At 69.9% G+C, this 22483-nt stretch carries 13 protein-coding genes, 1 tRNA gene and 1 pseudogene; 3 read left to right on the top strand and 12 right to left on the bottom strand.

The window, feature by feature from the left end; all coding sequences use genetic code 11:
* The first annotated feature begins 61 nt into the window (after positions 1-61).
* Positions 62-622 carry a DUF2087 domain-containing protein gene (locus HCA58_RS07190; RefSeq protein ID WP_169596952.1) on the top strand — a complete coding sequence of 187 codons (561 nt, stop codon included), beginning with the start codon at positions 62-64 and terminating at the stop codon, positions 620-622.
* On the top strand, positions 603-4865 hold the full coding sequence (locus HCA58_RS07185; protein WP_169596951.1) for a thioester reductase domain-containing protein: 4263 nt from the start codon (positions 603-605) through the stop codon (positions 4863-4865). The genes HCA58_RS07190 and HCA58_RS07185 overlap by 20 nt, the downstream gene beginning before the upstream one ends.
* Positions 4866-4930: 65 nt before the next feature.
* Here the strand turns inward: HCA58_RS07185 and HCA58_RS07180 are convergent, their stop codons facing one another.
* From HCA58_RS07180 to sbnA, 11 genes are read right to left on the bottom strand one after another with little or no spacing between them, the layout of a single operon-like run.
* Positions 4931-6439 (bottom strand): condensation domain-containing protein, encoded by a 1509-nt coding sequence (locus HCA58_RS07180; RefSeq protein WP_169596950.1) that lies wholly within the window; start codon positions 6437-6439, stop codon positions 4931-4933.
* Positions 6436-7356 (bottom strand): fatty acid desaturase, encoded by a 921-nt coding sequence (locus HCA58_RS07175; RefSeq protein ID WP_205807771.1) that lies wholly within the window; start codon positions 7354-7356, stop codon positions 6436-6438. The genes HCA58_RS07180 and HCA58_RS07175 overlap by 4 nt, the downstream gene beginning before the upstream one ends.
* On the bottom strand, positions 7353-7550 hold the full coding sequence (locus tag HCA58_RS07170; protein ID WP_169596949.1) for an MbtH family protein: 198 nt from the start codon (positions 7548-7550) through the stop codon (positions 7353-7355). The genes HCA58_RS07175 and HCA58_RS07170 overlap by 4 nt, the downstream gene beginning before the upstream one ends.
* A 42-nt stretch (positions 7551-7592) precedes the next feature.
* Entirely contained in the window at positions 7593-8993 is a 1401-nt protein-coding gene (locus HCA58_RS07165) for an AMP-binding protein (protein WP_169596948.1), read from the bottom strand.
* Positions 8990-10288, bottom strand: coding sequence for an MFS transporter (locus HCA58_RS07160; protein ID WP_169596947.1), 1299 nt, complete (start codon positions 10286-10288; stop codon positions 8990-8992). The genes HCA58_RS07165 and HCA58_RS07160 overlap by 4 nt, the downstream gene beginning before the upstream one ends.
* Positions 10285-11481: a cytochrome P450 gene (locus HCA58_RS23990; protein ID WP_169596946.1), complete on the bottom strand. Its 1197-nt coding sequence runs from the start codon at positions 11479-11481 to the stop codon at positions 10285-10287. Before HCA58_RS23990 ends, HCA58_RS07160 begins: the two co-directional genes overlap by 4 nt.
* Before the next feature lie 2 nt (positions 11482-11483).
* Entirely contained in the window at positions 11484-12239 is a 756-nt protein-coding gene (locus HCA58_RS07150) for an aspartyl/asparaginyl beta-hydroxylase domain-containing protein (RefSeq protein ID WP_169596945.1), read from the bottom strand.
* Positions 12240-12264: 25 nt separating this feature from the next.
* Positions 12265-15384: a non-ribosomal peptide synthetase gene (locus tag HCA58_RS07145; protein WP_169596944.1), complete on the bottom strand. Its 3120-nt coding sequence runs from the start codon at positions 15382-15384 to the stop codon at positions 12265-12267.
* Positions 15381-17540, bottom strand: coding sequence for a non-ribosomal peptide synthetase (locus HCA58_RS07140; RefSeq protein ID WP_169596943.1), 2160 nt, complete (start codon positions 17538-17540; stop codon positions 15381-15383). The genes HCA58_RS07145 and HCA58_RS07140 overlap by 4 nt, the downstream gene beginning before the upstream one ends.
* Entirely contained in the window at positions 17537-18505 is a 969-nt protein-coding gene (gene sbnB / locus HCA58_RS07135) for a 2,3-diaminopropionate biosynthesis protein SbnB (RefSeq protein ID WP_169596942.1), read from the bottom strand. Before sbnB ends, HCA58_RS07140 begins: the two co-directional genes overlap by 4 nt.
* Positions 18498-20168 (bottom strand): 2,3-diaminopropionate biosynthesis protein SbnA, encoded by a 1671-nt coding sequence (gene sbnA / locus HCA58_RS07130; RefSeq protein ID WP_169596941.1) that lies wholly within the window; start codon positions 20166-20168, stop codon positions 18498-18500. Before sbnA ends, sbnB begins: the two co-directional genes overlap by 8 nt.
* Positions 20169-20756: 588 nt before the next feature.
* Between sbnA and HCA58_RS07125 the strand changes: the two are divergent.
* Positions 20757-21940 (top strand): annotated as a pseudogene (locus tag HCA58_RS07125) (IS3 family transposase); the annotation flags it as partial.
* Between the two features lie 435 nt (positions 21941-22375).
* Here HCA58_RS07125 and HCA58_RS07120 read toward each other — a convergent pair.
* Positions 22376-22448, bottom strand: a tRNA-Arg gene (locus HCA58_RS07120).
* Positions 22449-22483 lie beyond the last annotated feature (35 nt).

Below are 22483 nucleotides of genomic sequence, written 5' to 3'. Positions count from 1 at the left end.
TGATTCCGAGCGGGCAGCCGCAGCGCTCGGAATCACCGACCGGATAACATATGATCGCCCGGTGGAAGCAACCGACGTGATCAAAGCCCTCGCCGATCCACAGCGATTCCGAGTGCTGGCAGCCGTGGTGCTCGGGGCCTCCGACAGGGACGAGATCGGCGCTCGGTCCGGAGTGGACGTCCGTGGCGTACTGGCCGCGACCGCCCGCCTGGAATCGCTCGGACTGCTCACCGGCGAAGCCGGCGCCCTTCGCGTCGACTACGAGAAGCTGCGCGACCTCCTGCGGGCCGAGGCCGCCCCGGCCGCCCAGGAAGACATCGACCGCTTCGTCCAGGACGGCCGCCTGTCCAGCCTTCCGTCGAAACGCTCCCGGCGGCACGCCGTTCTCGCACACATCGTCGAGCAGTCGTTCGAGGCGGGGAGCACGTACGACGAGAAGGCAGTGAACGTCGTACTCGAACGCTGGTGCGAGGGCAGCGCTGTCGACCACGTCGCCATGCGGCGCTACCTGATCGATCACCAGCTCATGTTCCGAGTGCAGGGCGTCTACGCCCGTACCACCGAGGTGCTCCCCGCGCCGGGCGAGGCCGAAAAGTACATGGATGCGATCGGTCTTGACTGACCCGCTCTCCGCGGCTCAGCGGCGCCTCTGGTTTCTGCACCGTGCCGATCCGGCCGATACTGCGTTCCACGTCCCACTCGCCTTCCGGCTACGTGGCCGGCTGGACGAGACCGTCCTGGCCGGGGCGGTCGCTGCCGTGGTCGAGCGGCATGCGGTGCTGCGGACACTGCTCAGCGACCTCGGGCAGCAAGTGCTGCCGGTCGGTGACCCCCGCTGCCCCGTGCTGCGGCGGCACCCGGACGGCACCGACGTGGCGGAACTAGCCCGCACGCCGTTCGACCTGACCGCCGAGGTGCCGTTCCAGGCGCATCTGGTGCGTTCCGGGCCGGACGAGCATGTGCTGCTATTGCTACTGCACCACGTCGCCACCGACGGGCAGTCCGACACCATCCTGCTGCGCGACCTCGCCGAGGCCCACCGGCTGGGCCGGCTAGATCGGCCGGCCCCGGCGGTCACCTATGCAGAGTACGCCGCCTGGCAGCGCGAGCTGCTCGGTGAGCAGGACGCGCCGACCGCGTACAGCGACCGGATGCTCGAGCACTGGCGGACGGTGCTGGACGGGATGCCCCATGAGATCGACATTCCACGAGACGCCGTCGCCCCGGATGCCGTGGACGATCGGCACGACACGTGGTTCGAGGTGCCCGGCCCGGACTGGGCGGCCCTGAGCGAGCTGGCCCGGCGCGAGCGGGCCACACCGTACATGCTGGTGCATGCTGTCGTCGCCGCGGTGCTCTCCCGGATCGGCGCCGGTCAGGACCTCCCGCTGGGCACGGTGGTCGCCGGACGTCATGACGAGGCCCTCGAGGAAGTCGTCGGCTTCTTCAACAACCCGCTGCTGATCCGTACTCGGGTGGACGTCGCGCAGCCGTTCACCGGTCTGCTCGACGAGGTGCGGCAGGCAGCCCTGACCGCGTACGCCAACCAGGAGATCCCGTTCGACTGGATCGTCTCGGCGGTGAACCCGGCCCGCGGCAGCCGCCACCCGCTGTTCCAGCTCAGCGTCGAGTACCACCGCGCGGATGATGGTGTCCCAGGCCTGCCCGGCTTGGAGGTAACCCCGGTCCGGATGCCCCTGTCGGGGGCCAAGCTGGATCTCAGCTGGGACTTCAGCGAGCGGCCCGGCACCGGTCCGGTCTTGCAGCTCAGTTACGACAACACGGCGTACGACCGGGATTTCGTCCTCCGGCTCGGCCGGTGGACTGTCGAGGCCCTGGGCGTCGTGGCTCGCGACCCCGGCGTCCGCGTCGGTCACCTGCCGTTGAGCGGCGACGACTTCGACGGTCTACCGCACCGTGCCGCCCATCCCGACATCGATGCGGGTCTGGTGCGACGGGTCCGAGAGGTCGCCGCCGGGCAGCCTGACAGCGCAGCGATCGTCACCGACGACGAGGCGGTGACCTACGCCGGTCTCGTGGCCCGTGCGAGTCACCTCGCCGCGCGGCTCCGCGCCGCCGGCGCCGGTCGCGGCACGATCGTGCCGTCACTGGCGGTCCGCGGCGCCGAGGTGGTGACCGCCCTGCTGGCGATCCGTGAGGTCGGCGGCGTCTATCTGCCCCTCGATCCGGCCGCGCCGGTACGCCGGAACCGGGAGCTGCTTGAGCAGACCGGCGCTGGCCTGCTGCTCACCGTTCCGGCTACCCGGGAGACGGGCCTGGAGCTAGCGGCTGCCGCAGGCCTCCCCGAGCCACTCACCATCGGGCGTGACGGCGGAGCGCCGGGCGCAAACGAGGAGCGAGCCGACGACACCGCGTACGTTATCTTCACCTCGGGGTCGACCGGCCGGCCCAAGGGCGCGCTAGTCCGCGCCGACGGCATGATCAACAATATGCTCGGCGAGGCGGAGGCCCTGTCGATCACCGGGCCGGAGCTGATGGCCTCGACCGCGCCGCTTACCTTCGACATCTCCGTCTGGCAGACGATGACGCCGCTGCTGTTCGGCGGCACCGTACGCCCGGTTCCCGACGACGTGGCCCGCGCTCCGATGGCGCTGTTCGACCTGGCCGCCCGGGAACGCTGGACCATGCTTCAGGTGGTGCCCAGCCTTCTCGATGCTGCGCTGGACGACTGGGAGGCCGGTCATCCCCTTCCCCAGCTCGCGTTGCGCAGGCTGGCGGTCACCGGCGAGGCGCTGCCGCCGTCGACGTGCCGGCGATGGGCCGAGCGTTATCCGGACATCCCGCTGGTCAACATGTACGGCCCGACGGAGTGCTCCGACGACGTCGCCCACGCGGTGATCCGGTCGGAGGACCCGGTGCACGGACCGCGCACCCCGATCGGCCGGGCGACCCGGGGCAGCCGGCTGTACGTCCTCGACGAGACTCTGCGGCCCGCGCTGCTGGGCGTGCCCGGGGAGCTCTACGTCGGCGGAGTCGTCGTGGGAAAGGGGTACCTGGGCGACCCGCGGCGTACCGCGACGACCTTCGTGGCCGACCCGTTCGACCCCCGCCAGGGCAGCCGCATGTACCGCACGGGCGACGTGGTCCGCCGGCGGTCCGACGGCCAGCTCGAGTTCTGTGGCCGCAGCGACCACCAGGTCAAGATCCGGGGCCGCCGGATCGAGCTGGGCGAGATCGAGCATGCGCTGCGCTCGATCCCGGGCGTCAACGCCGCTGCCGTCGTCGTGGCGCCGGTGGCCGGTTCGCCGTCGCTGGCCGCCTACTGGACCGGGCCGGCCACCGCCGGCGAGGTGCGCGGTGCGCTGGCCGGCGAGCTGCCCGCAGCCCTGATCCCGTCGTCGCTGATGCCGCTGCCCGCTCTGCCACTCACCCCCAACGGCAAGCTCGACCGGGCCGCGTTGCCCGCCCCTGCCCCGGGCAGTTCGGCTGGGCGGGAGCCCCGCAACGACCGGGAGCGGGCGCTGTGCGATGCCTTTGCCGAGGTGCTGGCGTTACCGGAGGTGGGACCGGAGGACGACTTCTTCGATCTCGGCGGCCACTCGCTGCTGGTGCTCCGGCTGATCCGCGCGATCCAGCAGCGAACCGGTGTCGACCTGACCCCGGCCGTGGTCTTCGCAGCGCCGACACCCGCACTGCTCGCCGCAGGCGCGGGAGTCTCCGTTCGTGATGTGCTGCCGGGCATGCGCCGCGACGCGGTACTCCCGGCTGACATCGACCCGTCCGGCGCCCGACCCGCCGGTCCCGGTGGTGACATTCTGCTCACCGGCCCGACCGGCTTCCTCGGCGCCTTCCTGCTGCGCCGACTGCTCGACACCAGCGACGCGCGGATCTACTGCCTGGTACGCGCCGAGTCGGACGAGGCAGCCGCGGCGCGTCTGCGTTCCGCGATGGCGGAATTCGCGCTGCTGGATGATGGAATGGAGCGGGTGGTCGCGCGCGCCGGCGACCTGGCGCGACCACAATTCGGTCTCGCACCGCAGCGGTACGACCAGCTCGCCGCCGAAGTGGGCACGATCGTGCACAACGGAGCCACGGTAAGCTTCCTGCGTGACTACGCCGCGCTGCGGTCGGCCAACGTGGAGGGCACGGTCGAGGTGCTGCGTCTGGCCGCCGCCGTCCGCGTCAAGTCGGTGCACTACGTGTCCACGATCGACACTCTCGTTCCCGCGTCGCCCGGCAAGACGGTGACCGAGCACACCCGGACGCCTGCCGAGCTGGTCGGTTTCGGTGGCTATGAGCGGACCAAGTGGGTCGCCGAGCGCCTCGTCGAGGCGGCCGGCGCCCGCGGTGTGCCGGTCGCCATCCATCGTCCCGGCCGTATCAGCGGTAGCACCGAGACGGGGGCGGGGCCGCGCAACGACGCATTTTGGCAATTCGTGCAGGCGTGTATCCACATCGGTGTGGCGCCCAAGGACGGACCCGTGCCCGCTGATGCGCTGATCCCGGTGAACGACGTTGCGGCCGCCATCGTCCATCTGGCTCTCGCCGCCGTTCCGGCGGGCGAGTGCTACCACCTGGTGGGCACCGCGCCGACCAGCCTGGGGCAGGTCCTCGACCGGGCCCGGCGTCTGGGGCACCGGATCGACGAAGTGCCGTTCGGCGAGTGGCGCAACCGGATTCGGGACGCCGCCGGGCCGGACGGACCGGTCAAGGCGGTGTCCTGGTACTTGGAGACGGCCGGGGACGACGAGGTAACGGTGGCGCACAGTCACGACTGCAGCGCAACGTCGGCTGTGCTGGCCGAGGCCGGCCTGACGCCCACGCCGGTCGGTGATGAACTCTTGGATGCCTACCTGATCCGGCTGGCGCGCGCCGGTCAGCTGACCGGTGACGGATCTGCGTGACGGATCTGCGTGACGCCTCGCGCGGTGCCCGGCGGCGAAGGCCGGACACCGCGCGAGTGGCAGCGTCAGGATCCAGCCGGGATGGGGGCGTCCGGGTCGGTGAGGCTGTTCTCGAGGCGGGCTGCGAAGCGGTCCCGCAGATCCTCGACCGCCGCCGCGTCATAGAGTTCCGTCGCGTACTCGATCCACCCGGTAAAGCCGCCGGCCTGGTCACTGTCCAGGACCAGGCCAAGGTCGAACTTGGCGGACCTCAGCGGTGACAGATCGGCCCGTTCGCCGATCTCTGGCAACGCGAGCCGGGTAACCCCACCGCCGTCGAGCGACAGGGACACCTGCACCACCGGCGGCACCGTGGAGCGACGGCGCGGGGCGACCGCCTCGACCACCTTCCCGAACGGGACGTCCGCGTGCCGGAACGGGTCCGCCGCGCGCACCTGGGCGAGCAAATCCCGGAAGCTGGGCTGCCCCGAAAGGTCGGTACGCAACGCCACCAGGTTGACGAACAGGCCGATCGCCTCTTCAAGATCCGGATGGGTACGCCCGGAGAACGGTGTGCCAATCACGATGTCGGTCCCGGCACCGGCCTCGGCCAGCGCTGCCGCGAAAGCCGTCTGCAGGACCAGGAACGGAGTCACGCCGGCGGCACCGGCGAGTGCCACGGTCTGCTCGCGCAGGGTGGGTGCCAGGCGGAGCGGCACGGTGGCGGCACCTCCGCCCGGCAGCGACGGCCGAGGCCGCGCCGAAGGCAGGAGGATCTCCAGCGGCGCACCGCGCAGCCGTTCCCGCCAGTAGCTGGTTGCCGCGTCGCCACGGCGTTCCAGCGAGCGCTGCTGCCACACCGCGAAGTCGGCGTACTGCGTGGCCGGACCGGGCCACTCCGGCGGGGTGCCGCGCCGGCGTGCCCCGTAGGCGAGATCGAGATCGCGCATCAGGGTGACGAGCGCGGGTCCGTCCGCGGCCAGGTGATGCACCAGCAGAACCAGGCCGTCGTCGGCGAGCACCACTCGCAGCGGCGCCTCGCTGGTCACGTCGAAATCCTCGCCGGAGACCTCGGCGACGGTCCGGGTGGTGCGCCGGATACCGGGGAATGCGGCATCGACATCGAGGATGTCCTGGTACGGAACACCGTCGTGCTCCGGGAAGCGGGTGCGCAGGATCTCGTGCCGCCGCATCACGTCCCGGACCGCGTCCTCCAGAGTCGGCAGGTGCACGCCCTCCGCCGCGCCCACCACCACCGGCAGGTTGTACTGCCCGGCCCACCCGGTGAGCATCCCGGTGACCCAGATGCCCTCCTGGGACGGCGACAGCGGAACGGGATCCGGCCGGGGGATGTCGCCAATGCTCTTCTCCGGATCGGCCGTGTCGAGCAGTGCGGCCACCCCGTTAACGGTGGGGGCCGCGAAGAAGTCGCCGATCGGCACGGTGACGCCGAATTGCCCAGCGATCGCCCGGATCAGCTCCACCGCGGCCAGCGAGTCGCCGTCCAGGTCGAAGAAGCTGTCGTCGGGACCCACCTCGTCCAGCAGGAGCACCTCGGCGAACATCGGCGCGAGGCGATCGCGTACGTCGTTCATGCCGTGCCCCGCCCGCCGCGAACGACCTGAGCGAGCACCCCACGGTAGAACTCCCAGTACGTGCGATTGGTGTAGGCGGCCGCCGCCAGCACGGCGGCGTGCCGCTCGGGCAGCCGGTTGATCGGAACGGCCATCGCCGCGTGGTGCTCTATGTGCAAGTTGTTGCCGTTGGTGTACCAGTTCGACAGCCGGCTGCCGGTGATCGACCGGGTGTTGCGTAGCACGTCCTGGCTGTCGTTGTCGCAGCCGATGTGCTCGGGCAGCTCCACCAGGAAGTGCAGCGGGGTGGCGACCAGCAGCAGCGGGACCACCCAGAGCAGGAGCACGAGCCGCCAGTGCCCGGCCGCGGCGATCGCACCGGCCGCCAGCACCAGGACGGACAGGACGCGGTACTCGGTGATCACATGTCGGTGCATCCGCTCGGAGATCTGCCCGTCGGTGTACCGCCAGGTACCGCGCCAGCAGCGCACCATGTCGGCGACCGCGTGCACCAGGCGCATGTAGTCGAACAGACCACGGAACAGGGCGCCCGGGGTGAGCGGCTGCCGGGTGTCGAACCCGAAGAACTCGGTGTCCTGGTCGGTGCCGAGGTAGCGGTGGTGCTGCAGGTGGCGTACCCGATAGTGGCTGAACGATACGAGCATCAGCGCACCGAGCGGAAAGCCGAACCGCCGATGGTCGGCGGGGTGCAGCATGGCCGAGTGGTGCAGGCACTGGTGCTGAAGCTCGACCATATGGGTGTAGGTCGCGCCGATCAGGAAGACGCCCAGCACGATGGGCAGCACCCCGTCACGGGTCGCCAGGAACACGCCGAGACCGAGCAGGACTCCGGCGAAAACCATCTTGGTGACGAAGACGCGCTGGTCCCGCGCGGTGACGCCGTCGCGGACGAAGATCGTCTCGGTCGCCGCGGTCACTTGGCGGCTCCGGCGGGGCGCAGGTCATGCCAGTGCGTCTCGATCCAGGCGAGGCTGTTCTCGCGGGTGTCTTCGTCGTGGACGACGCGCCAACCGGCTGGAACCGCATGCCGGCTCGGCCAGAGCGAGTGCTGGTTGTCGTCGTTGGCGAGCACCAGAAACGTGAGTGTGTCGTCGTCGAACGGGTTCACCATCGGTTCACGGTTCCTTCGGTTGAGGTTGAGGGACAGGCGAGGTCACATCGCGGCGCAGGCGCCGCGATCGATCTTTCCGTTGGCGTTGAGCGGCAGCCGTACGCACGCGACGAACCGCTTCGGGATCATGTGAGCAGGCAGGTGGGCCCGTAGTCGGCCGCGGAGTTGCGCCGGACTGGCCGGCTCGCCCGCGTACACGGCGGTCAGCACCTGGCCGGGGACGACCACGACCTCGGCGAAGCCGCAGTGCTCCCGTACGGCCGCCTCGATCTCGCCCAGTTCGACCCGCTGACCGGCGATCTTGACCTGGTTGTCCAGGCGTCCCAGGTGGACCAGCACGCCGTCCTCGATCGCGACCCGGTCCCCGGTGCGGTACCGGTGTTCCGCCGGGACCGGCAGCTCGGCCGGTGGTTCGAATCGGCCGGTGTTGTCGGCCGGATCAAGGTAGCCGTCAAACCGCTGCGGCCCGCCTACCGAAAGCTCCCCGGTGTCCGGATCGATCCGGTGGCTCAGATGCGGATAGACCGGCCCTATGGGCACCGTGCCGTTCGAGGTACTCGGCCAGCGTTCCCGATCGGCGGGCAGCCGGTAGCCGGTCACGGTGACCGTCAGCTCGGTCGGCCCATAGTGGTTCTCAACCGTCGAGGCCGGTGCCGCATCCGCCCACAGGGCGGCCTGGGCGAGGGTGAGCTGTTCACCGGCGAACAGGCTGCGGACCAGCGCCGGCATGCTGCCGGGCAGCAGGTTGCCGGTGCGGTGAGCCACCGACACGAGGGACGGAACCGAGTACCAGTGAGTGATTCGCTGGTCGTTGACGAACCGCACCGGGTCGAGGAGCTGCGCCCGGTCCGGCACGACCAGCGTGGCCCCGCTTCCCCACGCCACGAACAGATCGAACACCGACGGGTCGAAGGTCAGGCCGAAGGTCTGCGACAGCCGAGCGCCGGGACCGGCGGCGTGGTGATCGATGCTGTGCCGCAGGAACGCCTCGGTGTGCCGGTGACGGATCGGGATGCCCTTGGGCGTCCCGGTGGAGCCGGACGTGAACAGGATGTACGCGACGTCGTTGTCGGATACGTCCGGTCCGTCCGCCTGCGGCACACCGTCTGGCCCGGAGGGCAGCGAGGTGCCGTCGTCGAGCACCACGCCGACGTCGGCGAGCCCGAGGGCCCGCTGTACGTGTGCGGACGGCCGGGCCGGGTCGAACGGGACCACCGGCAGGCCACACCGCAGGATCGCGAGGTAGGCGGCGTACACCCAGGGCTCACGTACCGCTGGCAGCCCGACCGGGCGCCCGCCGGCGCCTCGGCGTTCCAGCGCACTGGCCATCGTCGCGCTCCACGCGTCCAGATGTCGATAGGTGAACTCCGCCCCGCCGGCGACGAGAGCTACCTCGTCCGGGTATGCCTCGGTGCTGCGCCGGAACCAGTCCAGCAGAGTCATGCCGTCTCCGGCTCCATCGCCTCGGATGCGTCACGCATGCGCCGCAAGGGCGAGAAGAAGACCCACAGCGCCGCGCTCCAAGTACCGACGACGCAGATCAACAAGGCGGTCCGCAGCCCGAACTGGGTGCCGAGCCAGCCGCCGGTGAGCGCGCCGATCGGCACCACACCGAGGGACACCCACATGCTTGTCGCATTGACTCGGCCCAGCAGCCGCTCCGGAGTGATCCGCTGCTGGAAGGAGGTCGCCGCGGTGTTGTAGAGCACGACGTTCGCCGAGAACGCGGCCAGGCCCAGGCCGAAGGTGACCAGCCCTAACGGACCGGGCTGGGAGAACGGCATCAGGAAATAGAGAGGGCCGGGCACGAGCATGGCCACCCAGATGATGCGGGCATCGCCGATCCAGGCCGACAGCCGTCCCGCGAGAAGTCCCGCGGTGATGCCACCCAGTGCGCTGATCGTGAAAACCAGGCCGACCGCCTTGGACGACAGGTCCAGCTCCCGGACCAGGAAGGTCACCTCAAGGGCGCCGGACGCCATCACGAAGAAGTTCGAGGTCGTGTCAGTGGCCAGGATGCTGCGCAGGATCCGGTGGTTGCGGATGAACTTCAGCCCGCCCATGATCTGCACCCGCAGCGGGGCGTCGTCCTCGTCCTCGTCCTCGACCGCCCGCGGTGCGCTGCCGCGCATCATAAGCAGGGCGACGGCGCTGAGCAGATAAGCCAGGCCGCTGGCCAGGAAGGTGCGGGCCGCGCCGACGAGGCTGACGAGCAGGCCACTGGTCGACGGCCCCACCAGCTCGGCGACCTCGGTGCTCAATGCGATCTTGCCGTTGCCGTCGACCAGCTGGTCCTCGGGGACGACCCGCGGCAGGTACGTCTGATAGCAGACGTTGAACAGCACGGTCAGCAGGCCGGACAGGAAGGCGAGGGCGCCGAGCAGGCCGATGCTCAGCACGTTGAGTTGGAACGCGATGGGAATGACCGCCAGCAGCGACAGACGGCCGACATCGCAGCCGATCATGAGGCGGCGGGGGTCGAAGCGGTCGACCAGGATCCCGGCGGGCAGGGAGAACACGAGATAGGGGAACCATGCCAGGGCGGTGAGCAGCGATACCTCGAACACGCTGGCGTCCAGCACCCCGAGCGCCAGCAGGGGGATCGCGATGGTGGTGATCTGCGAGCCGACCTCGCCGGCCGTCTGGGCGCCCCAGAGCAGCATGAAGTTGCGGTTGCGCAGAAGCGCACGCCGCTTTGTCTCCGGCACCGCGCCGGTGTCGGTTGCCTGATCGATCATGAGGGCGTCAGCTCCACCATCGCTTGCTTGAATCCATTGATAACCGTAGACGCGAGAGGAACCGGGGGCTCCAGTACGCGTGCCGAGCCGACCATCGCCGAGAGGGCTTCGAGCGTCAGCCGGAGTTCGAGCGTGGCGAGCGAGGCGCCGACGCAGTAATGGGTGCCCGAGCCCAGTCCCAAGTGTGGGTTGGGATCACGGTCGAGCCGGAATTCATCGGGCCGGTCGAACGCCGCGGCGTCCCGATTGGCCGACGAATGCCAGATCACGATCTGCTCGCCGGCGCGTATCGTCTGCCCGTACAGCTCGATGTCCGTGGTGACGCTGCGCAGCACGTGGCGGCTGGGCGACACGTGCCGGAGAACTTCCTGGACCGCGCTGTCCAGCAACGCCGGCTCCCGGCGCAGCGTTGCCCACTGCTCCGGGTGCGCGATCAGGGCCAGCAGCGCGCCCACCGCGCCGTGCCGGGTGGTCTCGTTACCACCGAGGAGGAGCAAGTCGAAGAAGAGCATCGCCTCCTCCTCGGTGAGGCGGCCGTCCTCCTGCGCCTGGACGAGCCGCGTCGCGATGTCCTCACGTGGCTGACGACGCCGGTCCTCCATCAGGTCCTGGCAGTAGAGCAGGAGCTGGGTGTGGGCCGCCGCGGCGGCGACCCGGGCGTCGCGCGACATGCCCAGCTCGCGGTCGGCGGCGCCGAACGCGGCGGTGGTGAGCTTGAGGACCATCAGCCAGTCGGCGCGGGGTACCCCGAGCAGCGCCGCGATCGAGGCGACCGGCAGCATCGCCATCGTCTCGACGAAGTCCACCTGCCGCTGCTCCAGAGCCTGCTCGAAGGTGTCCTGGACCACTGAGCGCAGGTACGGCTCCAGCGCCGAGATGGCCCGTGGCGTGAACGCGCGGCCGACGATTCCGCGCAGCTCGGTGTGTCGCCGCCCGTCGGTGTGCGTGAGCATCCGCCCGGCCCCGTGGTCGCCGGTCCACCGGTGCTGCCCGAGCGTGTTGGTGACCTCGGAGCTGAACGTCACCGGATCCTTCTGCACACGAGCGCAGTCGTCGTATCGGGTCAGCGACCAGAAGCCGGGTTCCTTGCCGTCCGGGTTCCAGTGCAGCGGCGACTCTTCTCGCAGTCGGCGGAAGTAGGCGACGAAGTCCTGCTCGGCGAAGAAGGCGGGATCCGCGAGATCGATGTCCACGCCTAAGTCGCCATCATCTTCTGGATCTCGGTCATCAGCGTGGTCAGAGCGGCCCGCTCCGGAAGGGTGGTGTCGGGATGCCACAGGTCGACCAGCAGACACGTCCGGGTACGGTCGCCGTGGTTCCACGCCTCGTGCTCGAACGAGTAGTCGAACAGCAGGCAGCGCCCCTCGTCCCAGTTGCGGGTCTCGTCGGCGACTCGGATCGCGGCGCCCTCCGGGATATCGATGGCCAGGTGCAGATTGATGCTGAAGTTCCACAGATCGCAGTGCGGAGCGATGCTGGCACCCGGCAGCAGGGTGGAGAAGTGCGACTCCAGCAGCGGGCAGATGATCCCGGTTCGTACCGCGTGCTCCTCCACCACCCGGTAGGCGGTCGGCGCGACCGCCGCCGAACCGGTGACCAGAGCACCGTCCCGGTAGAGATATAGCGCCTGCCAGTCCTCCTGGCGCACCTTGTAATGCTGGTAGTCGGAGAAGCTCGGCCGCCGGGCCGCCCAGGCCTGCTCGTGCTCCGCCTTGATCAGCGGATGCGCCTGCTCCAGCGTGGTCACGAAGGGCAGCAGGTCCGGGTACGCGTAGGGGTCGTGCCACGGCACCTGGGGAATGCCGGGCAGGATCCACTTCGCCTCCTGCTGCAACGGGTGCCGGATGTCGGCACGCCGCCGCGGCTCGAGCATCTCCTCGACGCGGGCGATCGAGTCGGGACCGTGCTCCTTCTTGAGCAGGTCGAAGCACTCGTCGATCTCGGGCGTCACCGGCGGACCCCTTCGGTAGTGATGATCATCGGGCCGCGCCGCCGAGCCTGGGGCGCGCCTCGTCGGCGGGCAGATCGGTGAGGTTCGCGACGACCCCGGACACGGTCGGAACGTCGAACAGGGCCATCAGGTCGATGTCCTTGCGCAGCACCCCGCGGATCCGGTTGACCAGCCGGGTGGCGAGCAGCGAATGGCCGCCCATATCGAAGAAGTTGTCGTCGAGCGTGATCGCGTCGACCTTGAGCACCTCAGCGAACAGTGCGGCTACCTGCTGTTCCACCTTGGTGACCGGCTGGCGTCCGGTCGCCAGCGGCGCGAAGTCCGGCTCGGGCAGCGCGGCCCGGTCAAGCTTGGCGTTGCGGGTCAGCGGCAGCGCGTCCAGGGTGACGAAGGCGGACGGCACCATGTACTCCGGCAGCCGCGCCTCGAGCCAGGGCCGCAGTTCCGCACCCCCGGCCTCCCCGACGACGTACGCGACGATCCGCTTCTCGCCCGGCTGGTCCTCGCGCAGCACCACCGCCGCTTCACCCACCTGCGGGTGCTCCTGGATCCGTCGCTGGATCTCGCCGAGCTCGATCCGGAAACCGCGCAGCTTGACCTGGTCGTCCGAACGGCCGCCGAAGATCAGGAAGCCCTCCGCGGTCCACCGGGCCAGGTCACCGCTGCGATACATGCGCTCGCCCGGAGCGCCGTACGGGTTGGCGACGAACCGTTCCGCCGTACGCGCCGCCTGCCCCGCATAGCCACGGCCGAGGTTGGCCCCGGACAGGTACAGCTCGCCCTGAACCCCGACCGGCACCCGGTTCAGGTGCTCGTCGAGGACCAGGATGCGAGTGTTCGGCAGCGGCCGGCCGATCGTGCTCCGCGGGTGCTGATCCAGCGCGCAGCCACTGGCCTCGATGCAGAACTCGCTCGGCCCGTAGTAGTTGAACACCTTCGTGGCGGGTGCCCGCAGGCACTCTTCCCACAGGGCGTCGGGCACCGCCTCGCCGCCGAGCATCAGCACGGCCGGCGGGCGTGGCAGGTTCAGCAGCCCTTCGGCCAGCAGCTGCTGGCCGAAGCTCGGCGTGACGTCGAGCTGGTCGATGCCCTGATCGGCGACGTACCTCACGATCTGAGCGGGGTCGCGACGGATCGACTCGGCGGCCAGGTGCAGCTCGTGCCCCGCGATCATCGCGAGCACGCCCTCCCATGAGGTATCGAACGCCAGTGCCGCGGTGAGCAGGACGCGGCGGCGCTCCTCCGGGTGCCGCGGCGACGGGAACGTGACGCCGGTGTGGAAGATCCACTCGTTGATGAGCGCGCGGTGCAGCACCGTAACGCCCTTGGGCTCACCGGTCGAACCGGACGTGTAGATGATGTACGCCGCATGGTCGAGGCGTAGCGGCTCGGGCCTGTCGGTGTCGGTCGGGTCGGCCTCGCTGCGGCCGTCCTGGCGGTGGTCGAGGATCGTGGTCACGGTGCCGTCGCCCGGGTCGGCCTTCGCCGCGAAGTCGGCGGTCGTGACGACCAGCCGGATCCCGGAGCCGCTGAGCACAGTCCGAATCCGCTCCTCGGGCAGCGCCGGATCGATCGGCACGTAAACGCTGCCGGACTTGCCAACGGCCAGCCAGAAAGCGATCGCCTCGGCCGTGCGGGGAAGCATGCATGCCACGGGGATGTCCGGGCCGGCGCCGGCCGCGAGCAGGCCGTGCGCGCACCGGTTCACCCAGGCGTTGAGCCCGGCGAAGGTGAACTCGCGCTCACCGGCGACCAGCGCGACAGCGCCGGGAATCAGCCGTACCCGCTCCTCGAACATGTCGAGCACGGTCTTCGAGGGCAGCTCCACTTGGGGCCCGGCCCAGCTCTCCAAAGCGGCCAGTTCGGCGCTGGTCAGGATCTCCACCGAGGAGACGGGCCGGTCCGGATCAGCGGCCACGGCCGCCAGCAGATGATGCGTACGCTCGGCGAGCGCCTCCGCCGTGGACCGGTCGAACAGCGCGGTGGCGTACTCGACGGTGCCCGCGATCTCGGTCCCCACGTGGAAGACGAGAGACAGGTCGAACTTGGAGACGTCCATGTCCGGCAGCGCGACTGTGACGTCCAGTCCGGGCAACGGACAGCGGGGCGCCTCGGCCGCCAGTTCGACGCCCACCTGGAACAGCGGGTGCCGAGCGGTCGAGCGAGCCGGCTGGACCGCTTCGACGATCCGCTCGAACGGCACATCCTGCCGAGACAGTCCTTCGAGGACGTCCTCACGCACTCGGCCCAACAACTCGGTGAACGACGGATCGCCACTCACATCCGCCCGGGTCACCTGCGAGTTGACGAAGAGTCCGACGGTACGGGCCAGCGCCTCCTCGGTACGGCCGGCAGTGGGCGTGCCGAGGGGGATATCGGCGCCCGCGCCGAGACGGTGCAGCAGCGCTGCCACCGCCGCCTGGAGAACCATGAACACGGTGGCGTTGTGCTGCCGGGCCAGCGCCGACAACTTGGCGGTCACGTCGGCCGCGACGGTGAACCGCACCCGATCGCCGTGGGTGTCGGCCACTGGCGGGCGGGGCCGGTCGTACGGCAGGGGCAGCTCGGCCGGCAACCCTGCGAGCCGCGCCTTCCAGTAGGCGAGCTGCGGGGCGCCGACGCTGTCGAGGAGTTCGCGCTGCCACGCGACGTACGCGCCGTAGCCGACTGGTTCCTGCGGCCACTCGGGCGTCCGGCCCGCGGTGCGGGCCGCGTACGCCGTGGCCAGGTCGTCAAGGAGGACGTCCAGGGACCATCCGTCGCAGATGATGTGGTGCATCACCAGACCGAGCACGTGCGACTGAGGGGAGAGCTCGGCCAGGATCAGCCGCACCGGGGATTCCGACTCGAGCACGAACGGCCGTCGCGCCGCCTCGGCTAGGGCGTCCTCGGTGCCGGTGTGGACGACCTCGAGATGGTAGGCGTCCGGCGGCGTCACCAGCTGGACCACCTCGCCGCCCACCTCCTCGAACCGGGTACGCAGGCTTTCGTGACGGCGCATCACGTCGTCCAGGGCTGCGAGCAGCGCGGGCCGGTCGAGGAGCCCGGTGATCCGGACGGAGACCGGAACGTTGTAGGTCGAGCTGGGCCCTTCCCACCGGTAGGAGAACCACACGCGTTGCTGGGCGGAGGACAGGGTGTTCACTGCTGCTCCTGTTCGATGAGGCCGGCGGTTCGTGGCCGCGGGATCAGGGAGGGACGCCGTGGACCGTCGGTGGTGTGGGCCAGCACGGCAGCCAGGCCGGCGACGGTGGGCGCGTCGATGACGTGCCGGACCTCGAAGTCGCGGCCCAGTTCCGCCCGCAGGCGGCTCCAGACCCGCATGGCGAGCAGCGAGGTGCCACCGAGGTCGAAGAAGTTGTCCGTGTGCTCGACTACGGGCACGCCGAGCACCTCGGCGAACACACGCGACACCCGGTCAGCCAGGGAGAGCGGGCCGTCAGCCGGCTGCGACTCCGGCTTGCGCCGGGCGAGCGTGGCGCGGTCCACTTTGTGATTGGCGGTCAGCGGAAATGCCGTGACGCGTTCGCACCACACCGGAACCATGTAGGAGGCCAGGTTCTCACCGAGCCGGCGTCGTAGGTCGGCCGGATCGATGGGCGCTTCCGCAGTGCAGTACGCGGCCAGGGTGCCGTCCCGGACGACGACGACCGCGTCCCGCACTCCGGGGCACTCCCGCAGCCGGGCCTCGATCTCGCCCAGCTCGATCCGGTGCCCGTGCAGCTTCACCTGGGTGTCGAGCCGGCCCAGGAACTCCAGGCGCAGGTCGTCCGACCAGCGAGCCCGGTCACCGGTGCGGTACCAGCGCGAGCCGTCCGTCCCGGCGACGAAGCGTTCCGCGGTCAGTTCCGGCAGACCCAGGTAACCGTCAGAGACACCGGCGCCGCCGAGCCACAGCTCACCGGCCACCCCCACCGGCTGCGGGCGGCCCTCAAAGCTCATCACCACCGCTCGTGAACCTGCGATGGGGCGGCCGATGGGAATCTCTCCGGCGATCGGCGCCTTGACGCGATGGACGGTGGAGAAGAAGGTGTTCTCGGTGGGGCCGTAACCGTTGACGAATGTGGCCCGCGGGCAGGCGGCCACGGCGCGCGCCGCGTGGGCGGCCGACAGCGCCTCGCCGCCGATGAGGACATCGAGATCGCCGAAGCAGCCCGGGTCGAGGTCGACGAGCTGGTGGAACAGCGCGGTGGTGAAGAACACCGTGGTGATGCCGTGCCGGCGGACGGCGGACCGCAGCGCATCCGGGTCGGGCACCCGGTCGCCGTCGAAGACCAGTGTGCCGCCGTTCAGCAGCGGTGCCCAGATCTCGAACGTAGCGGCGTCGAAGGCCACCGAGCCGGTCTGCAGCAGCCGGGTGTCCGGGCCCACCGTGACGTAGTCTGCTCCGATCGCTCGGCTCACCACCGCGCGATGGCTCACCACGACGCCCTTGGGCTGGCCGGTGGAGCCGGAGGTGTACATGACGTACGCCGCGTCGGCCGGAACTGAACCTTCATGGTCCAGCCGGTGGAAGCCGTCGTCGACGACGAGCACCGCGGCCCCGGCGTCCCGCAGCAGGGCGGCCCGCCGAGCCGGAGGACTGGCCGGGTCGACGGGCACGTACGCCGCTCCGGCCCGCAGCGCCCCCAGCAGCGCGGTGATCATGGGTGCGCCCTTGCTCAGCAGCACCGCGACCGGACGCCCGGGGCCGGCGCCCAGGCCTACGAGCCGGGTGGCGATCGCCTCCGACGCCCGGCCGAGATCCGCATAGGTGACCGGACCGTCGCCGTCGACGATCGCCACCGCGGAGCCCCGGGCGGCGACCTGCTGATCGAACAGTTCGGTGATGGTGCCGGGCCTGATCGAGGTCTCGTTGGCGCTCACCGCCCGTAGGCGGTCCCGTTCCTCGTCGTCGCGCAGGTCAGCCTCGGCCAGCGGCCCGGACGGGGCGGTGCGCAGCAGGTCGAGGGCCCGCACCCAATGGCCGAGCACCCGGTCGCCGCCGGCGGTGACGGTCAGGTGCACGCCGTCCGGCCCGGTCGACGCGGTCGCCACGATCAGCGAACCGCCGGACGCGTCCAGCGGTCCGCCGGCGCCGTCCAGCGCCGCCTCGGCGTTACTCAGCAGCACTTCGGCGTCGTTCAGCAGCGACGACAGGGGGCGGTCACCCGGTAGATCGGCCGCGAGGACGACGTCGTTGAGCCGCACCGCGACTCGTGAGGTGTCGGCATGCACCCGGGCCACCAGCAGCAGCGCGGCGGCGGACGCGGCGAGCGGCCGGTCGGCGTACGACCCGAGCCGGCTTCTGTCGACGATCATGCGAAGAAGTCCGGCGCGGTCGTGAGCAGGCCCTCGTCGGCAGCGCGGTGGTAGACGTAGTCGCCGACCGCGAGGTCGAGCACTCCCAGGCCGAACGGCGAGAGGACCGCTGGACGGCCGGGGTCACGCGACCGCCTTCCCAGCAGCACGTCGGCCAACGTTCCGGTGACGAAGTCGCGTCCACCGGTGAGCTGCTCGGCCAGGTGTGGGCTGGTGTCGGCTTTCATGCAGTGCTCGACATCGTCGAAGAAGTTGTCCGCACCGAGCAGGATCTCCGGCGCCAGGTCGCGCAGTGAGATGTTGAGGATCGTCTGCCCGGCCCGGAACACGGTGTCCGGCCCGATGTACGGCTTGCCGGCCGAGGTGGCCAGGACCACCAGGTCGCAATCCAATACCGCGGCGGCGTCGGTGCTGTGCGCCGCGGGGATCCCGGAGGCCATCGCCTCGGCGACGTCACCGCGGGCGTCATGGCATCGGATCTCGCCGCCGGTCAGCTCGATCGCACCGAGATAGCGGTGGATGGTGCGGGCGATCGGGCCGCCGCCGAGGAAACCGACGGTAGCCGGCGAGCCGGCCACCAGGACCGAGGCGGCCAGTGCCGCCGACGCCGCGGTCCGTGCGGCGCTGATCCGGGCCGATTCGAGGACCGCGTACGGAATTCCGGTGCGCATGTCGTTGAGCACGAGGACGGCCGACGCGCGCGGGAGCCCGGCCTGGTGGTTGGCCGGGAAGCTCGAGATCCATTTGATGCCGGCGACATCGGTGGATCCGCCCAGATATGCAGGGAGCGCGATGATCCGCGCCTCCGGCCGGTGCGGGAATCGCAGGAAGTGGCTGTCCGGGTTCACGGTCTCGCCCCGGTCATGTGCGAGGTACGCCACGCGTACCGCCTCTACCACCGCCTCCTCCGAGCCGTCCAGCAGCCGGCCGATCGCCGCGCCACCGAGAAGTTGCAGATCAGACACCGGTTACTCCCGCATAGTCGGCCGGACGGATGTAGCTGAGGTCCTCGGCGTCCAGAACCTTCGGGCCGAACGCTTCCCGGACCCAGTCGTCGTCGTAGACGGTCTCCAGATAGCCGTCCCCCATATCGGGGGAGACGACCAGAACACGCGCGCCCGGCGGGATGTCGTCGCGGAGCAGACACACGGCCGCGAGCACACTGCCGGAGGAGCCCCCGAGCAGCAGGCCGTGATGCCGGGCCACGTGCCGGCACACCGCGACGGCATGCGCTTCCTCGACGGCGACCATGGTGAACGCCCGGGCCGGGTCGAAGATCTCCGGGATCCGGGACGCTCCCAGGCCAGGGATCATGCGCGGGCGTGCCGGGCCGCCGGACAGCAGCGAGCCAACCGAGTCCACCGCTACCACCCGGGTCGGCAGCCCGCGCGTCTCGATGGCGTCCAGACAGCCCATCAGCGTCCCGGTCGTGCCGGCTCCGACGAACAGCCAGTCCGGGGTTCCGAAAGCGTCGAGGAACTCAGGCGCTGTCCACCGGCTGTGCGCCCGGAGGTTGGCCGGGTTGGCGTACTGGTTGAGCCAGATGAGGCCGGGATCGGCGGCCACCCGGTCCTGGATGTAGCGGATTCGGGTGGCCAGGTAGCCCCCGGCCGCGTCGCGTTCGGTTACCCGCACGACCGTGGCGCCGAACTGCTCAGCCACACGGATCGACCGCCGGTTGGCGTTCGGATCCATGACGAGGGTGAGACGGTAGCCCTGGCGAGCGCAGAGCGCGGCCATCGCGACGCCAAGGTTGCCCGAAGTGGACTCGATTATCCGGGCGCCCGGCCCCAGTCGACCATCCTGCTCGGCCTCGCGCAGCAGTTGGTGCGCCGTCCGGATCTTGATCGATCCGGCCGGGTTCAGCCCCTCGAGCGTCACGTGTGTCGAGAAGCCCGGCTGGAAGCCCGGGAGCTCGTGCAACGTGCCGAAGGAAGCGGGCCGGCTGTCGGCGCCGCGGCGTGCCGCGTCCAGCAGGTCATCGATCAGCAACCGGAACGCCGACCGATTGCGCTCGTCCAGCAGATAGAAGTGGCCACCGGGCAGGAAACGCGGACCGGTGGACACGCCGCGCTGCCGGGCCAGGCTCCGCAGTTCCGGTGGGGTGACCAGCTCGTCGTCGGCACCGCCCGCGACCAGCGGCGGCACCGGCAGGGACACGGACTCGGCGGCCAGCCGCCGGCCGAGTTCGAGATCGGTGCGGAGCACCTCGATCGTCCAGTCACGCAGGGACGGCTCGTCAAGGATCTCCCGGGAGGCCCCACCGGCCAGCTCCACGGTCCGGACGACCTGGTCGGCGCCCAGCGGCCCCCCGGTGAGCGGCGTGGCCGGCGGGCAGGCCGAGAGCAGCAGGGCCTGGCAGAGCCGTGGCGCCCGGCCGGCCACTGCCATGGCGAGTTGGGCGCCGAGGCTGTGCCCGAGGAACGCGGTGGGCAGTGGATCCAGCTCGTGGAGAGCCGCGGCGATGGCGCCGGCGACGGCGTCCGGATACGGCTCCGTGAACCGCTCCCGGAAACGGCGTTCCCGGCCCGGCAGTGTCACGCCGACGATCTCGACGTCACCGGGTACCTGACGCACCGCGGGCAGCAGGGCGTTGGGGCCGGAACCGGAGTGGGCGAAAACCACCATTCGCAAACGCGCGCCGTCGCAGGCTGGCTGCAGCAAGGCAAGCCAGTCGCCGGTACGGGATGCGGAGGGACTGGCGATTGATCGCTGACCCAAGCAGCTCAGCCTTCCGTGTGGACGGTCGTTGGCTGGTCTGTGCGCTCGGTCGTGGTGTGAAGCATGTAGATCCCCCCGTGCTGACGCTGGCCGATCCCGGCATCCGCTATGACATAGGATCATGTAACTATTGCGATTGGCAAGCCAATTGAAACTCTTCGAACCGACCCTGCCGTACCGGCTGCCGACCCTGCGCGTGCCGAAACCCCATCCACCCTAGCCACAGCCATCTCGCTGCCGACGTGAGCAGGACGGATCCGGACTGGCTTCGGCGATCGGACCTCGGTGAGGCTCGATGCGTCCTGCTCCGCGAGGATGATCGGTTGTGTTACTGCGACTGGCCTATCTCGGTGTGACCAACGCTCTGGCGCTGTTGCGGCTGTTGCCGACGAGCGACCGGCAAAAGGACGCCGAGATCCTGGGCCTTCCCCCTTGATCTTGGACACTTGAACCTTGGATCGTGAGGTCCGGGTAGATCAGGAGTCCTGGAACAGCATGGCGAACAAGCACTATCCCGCACAGTTCAAGGCCGACGCGGTGGCGTTGTACCGGTCGAGGCCGGGCAGCACGATCGCGGTGATCGCCGCCGATCTCGGGATCAACCGGGAGACGCTGCGTAACTGGGTCCGCGCCGATGACCAGCGCCGTGACGGCGGATCCGGACGGCCTACGGCAGCGACGGCCAAGCCGGGCTCGGCGGAGGCGGAGAACGCCGAGCTGCGCCGGCGGGTCCGGGAGCTTGAAGAAGAACGGGACATTCTGCGGAAGGCGGCCCGGTATTTCGCCGGGGGGACGCGCTGGTGAACCGCTTCCAGTTCGTTGCCGACCACCATGAGCGCTACGGCGCGAAGCGGTTGTGTCAGATCCTCGGGGTGGCCCGGTCGAGTTACTACTACTGGACGTCCACCGCACCCGCACGAGCGGCCCGGCAGGCCGCCGATGACGTGCTGGCCCGGCAGATCCGCACGATCCACGCGACCGACAACACCTACGGGGCACCGCGGATCACCGCCGAGCTGCGCGACGACGGCATCCTGGTCAACCACAAACGCGTCGAGCGGGTGATGCGCTCGATTGGTGTGCAGGGCCTGCGGCTGCGCCGCCGGACCAGGACGACAATCCCGGATCCGGCCGCGGCCAAGGCCCCGAACCTGATCGGCCGTGACTTCACCGCGCCTGCGGTCAACCAGCGCTAAGTCGGCGACATCACGTACCTGCCGGTCGGTGAGCGCGGGTTCCTCTACCTGACCACCGTCATCGACCTGCACTCGCGTCGGCTGGCCGGCTGGGCGATCGCCGACCACCTGCGTACCGACTTGATCATCGACGCCCTGTACGCCGCCCGGCGCACCCGCGGCAGTCTGGCCGGCGCGATCTTCTACTCCGACCACGGAGCCCAGTACACATCGAAGGCCTTCGCCGCCGCCTGCGCGGCGGACGGGGTCCGGCAGTCGATGAGCAAGGTCGGCAGCTCGGCCGACAACGCCCTCGCCGAGTCGTTCAACGCGACCTTCAAACGCGAGACCTTGCAAGGCCGCCGCGCGTCCACCGACGAACGCGACGCGCGGCTCACCAGCTTCCGCTGGCTGCACCGCTACAACACCGTCCGCCGTCACTCCCGGCTCGGGCAGCAGTCCCCGATCACCTACGAGCGGATCCAAGAAAGATCAGCTACCATCCACAGGCCGCATAAACCCCGTGTCCAAGTTCCGGGGGTAAGGCCCGGCCGAAGCAACGCGTCGCCGTTGCTGGACCTGTAGCGATTCGCCCGAGTTCCGCCGGGTGATCACCCGGCTGGAGGGTCATCCGCTGAGTCCCGCCCACTGGCCTGCGCACCGGGCACCGGGATACACAGCCCCGTGGCGGCTCCGACCGGGACGATTAACACTCCCGCAAGCGTCACGGACAGTAACCGGAAGGGGATGCGGGTCCAGCCTCGATGCGCGTGGTCAAAGTCCTGCTCAACACCGGATTCCACTGTGGACGCAACACGCTTGCGACACGCGATCACCATCCGATCACCACGCTCCCAACAGATGGGATTTTCAGGGCCGAAAATGGGAAACAAAAAGGCCGTGACCCTTGTCTCCGCAGGTCACGGCCGTGATCGTTTGTGCGCCCGAAGGGACTCGAACCCCTAACCTTCTGATCCGTAGTCAGATGCTCTATCCGTTGAGCTACGGGCGCTGGTGCTCGGCCAGTCTACACACCCGGCCTTCGCG

Source organism: Micromonospora sp. HNM0581, assembly GCF_012726175.1.
Taxonomy (GTDB): Bacteria; Actinomycetota; Actinomycetes; order Mycobacteriales; family Micromonosporaceae; genus Micromonospora.
The sequence above is the reverse complement of the archived record's forward strand: the minus strand, read 5'-3'. Positions and strand labels throughout refer to the sequence as shown.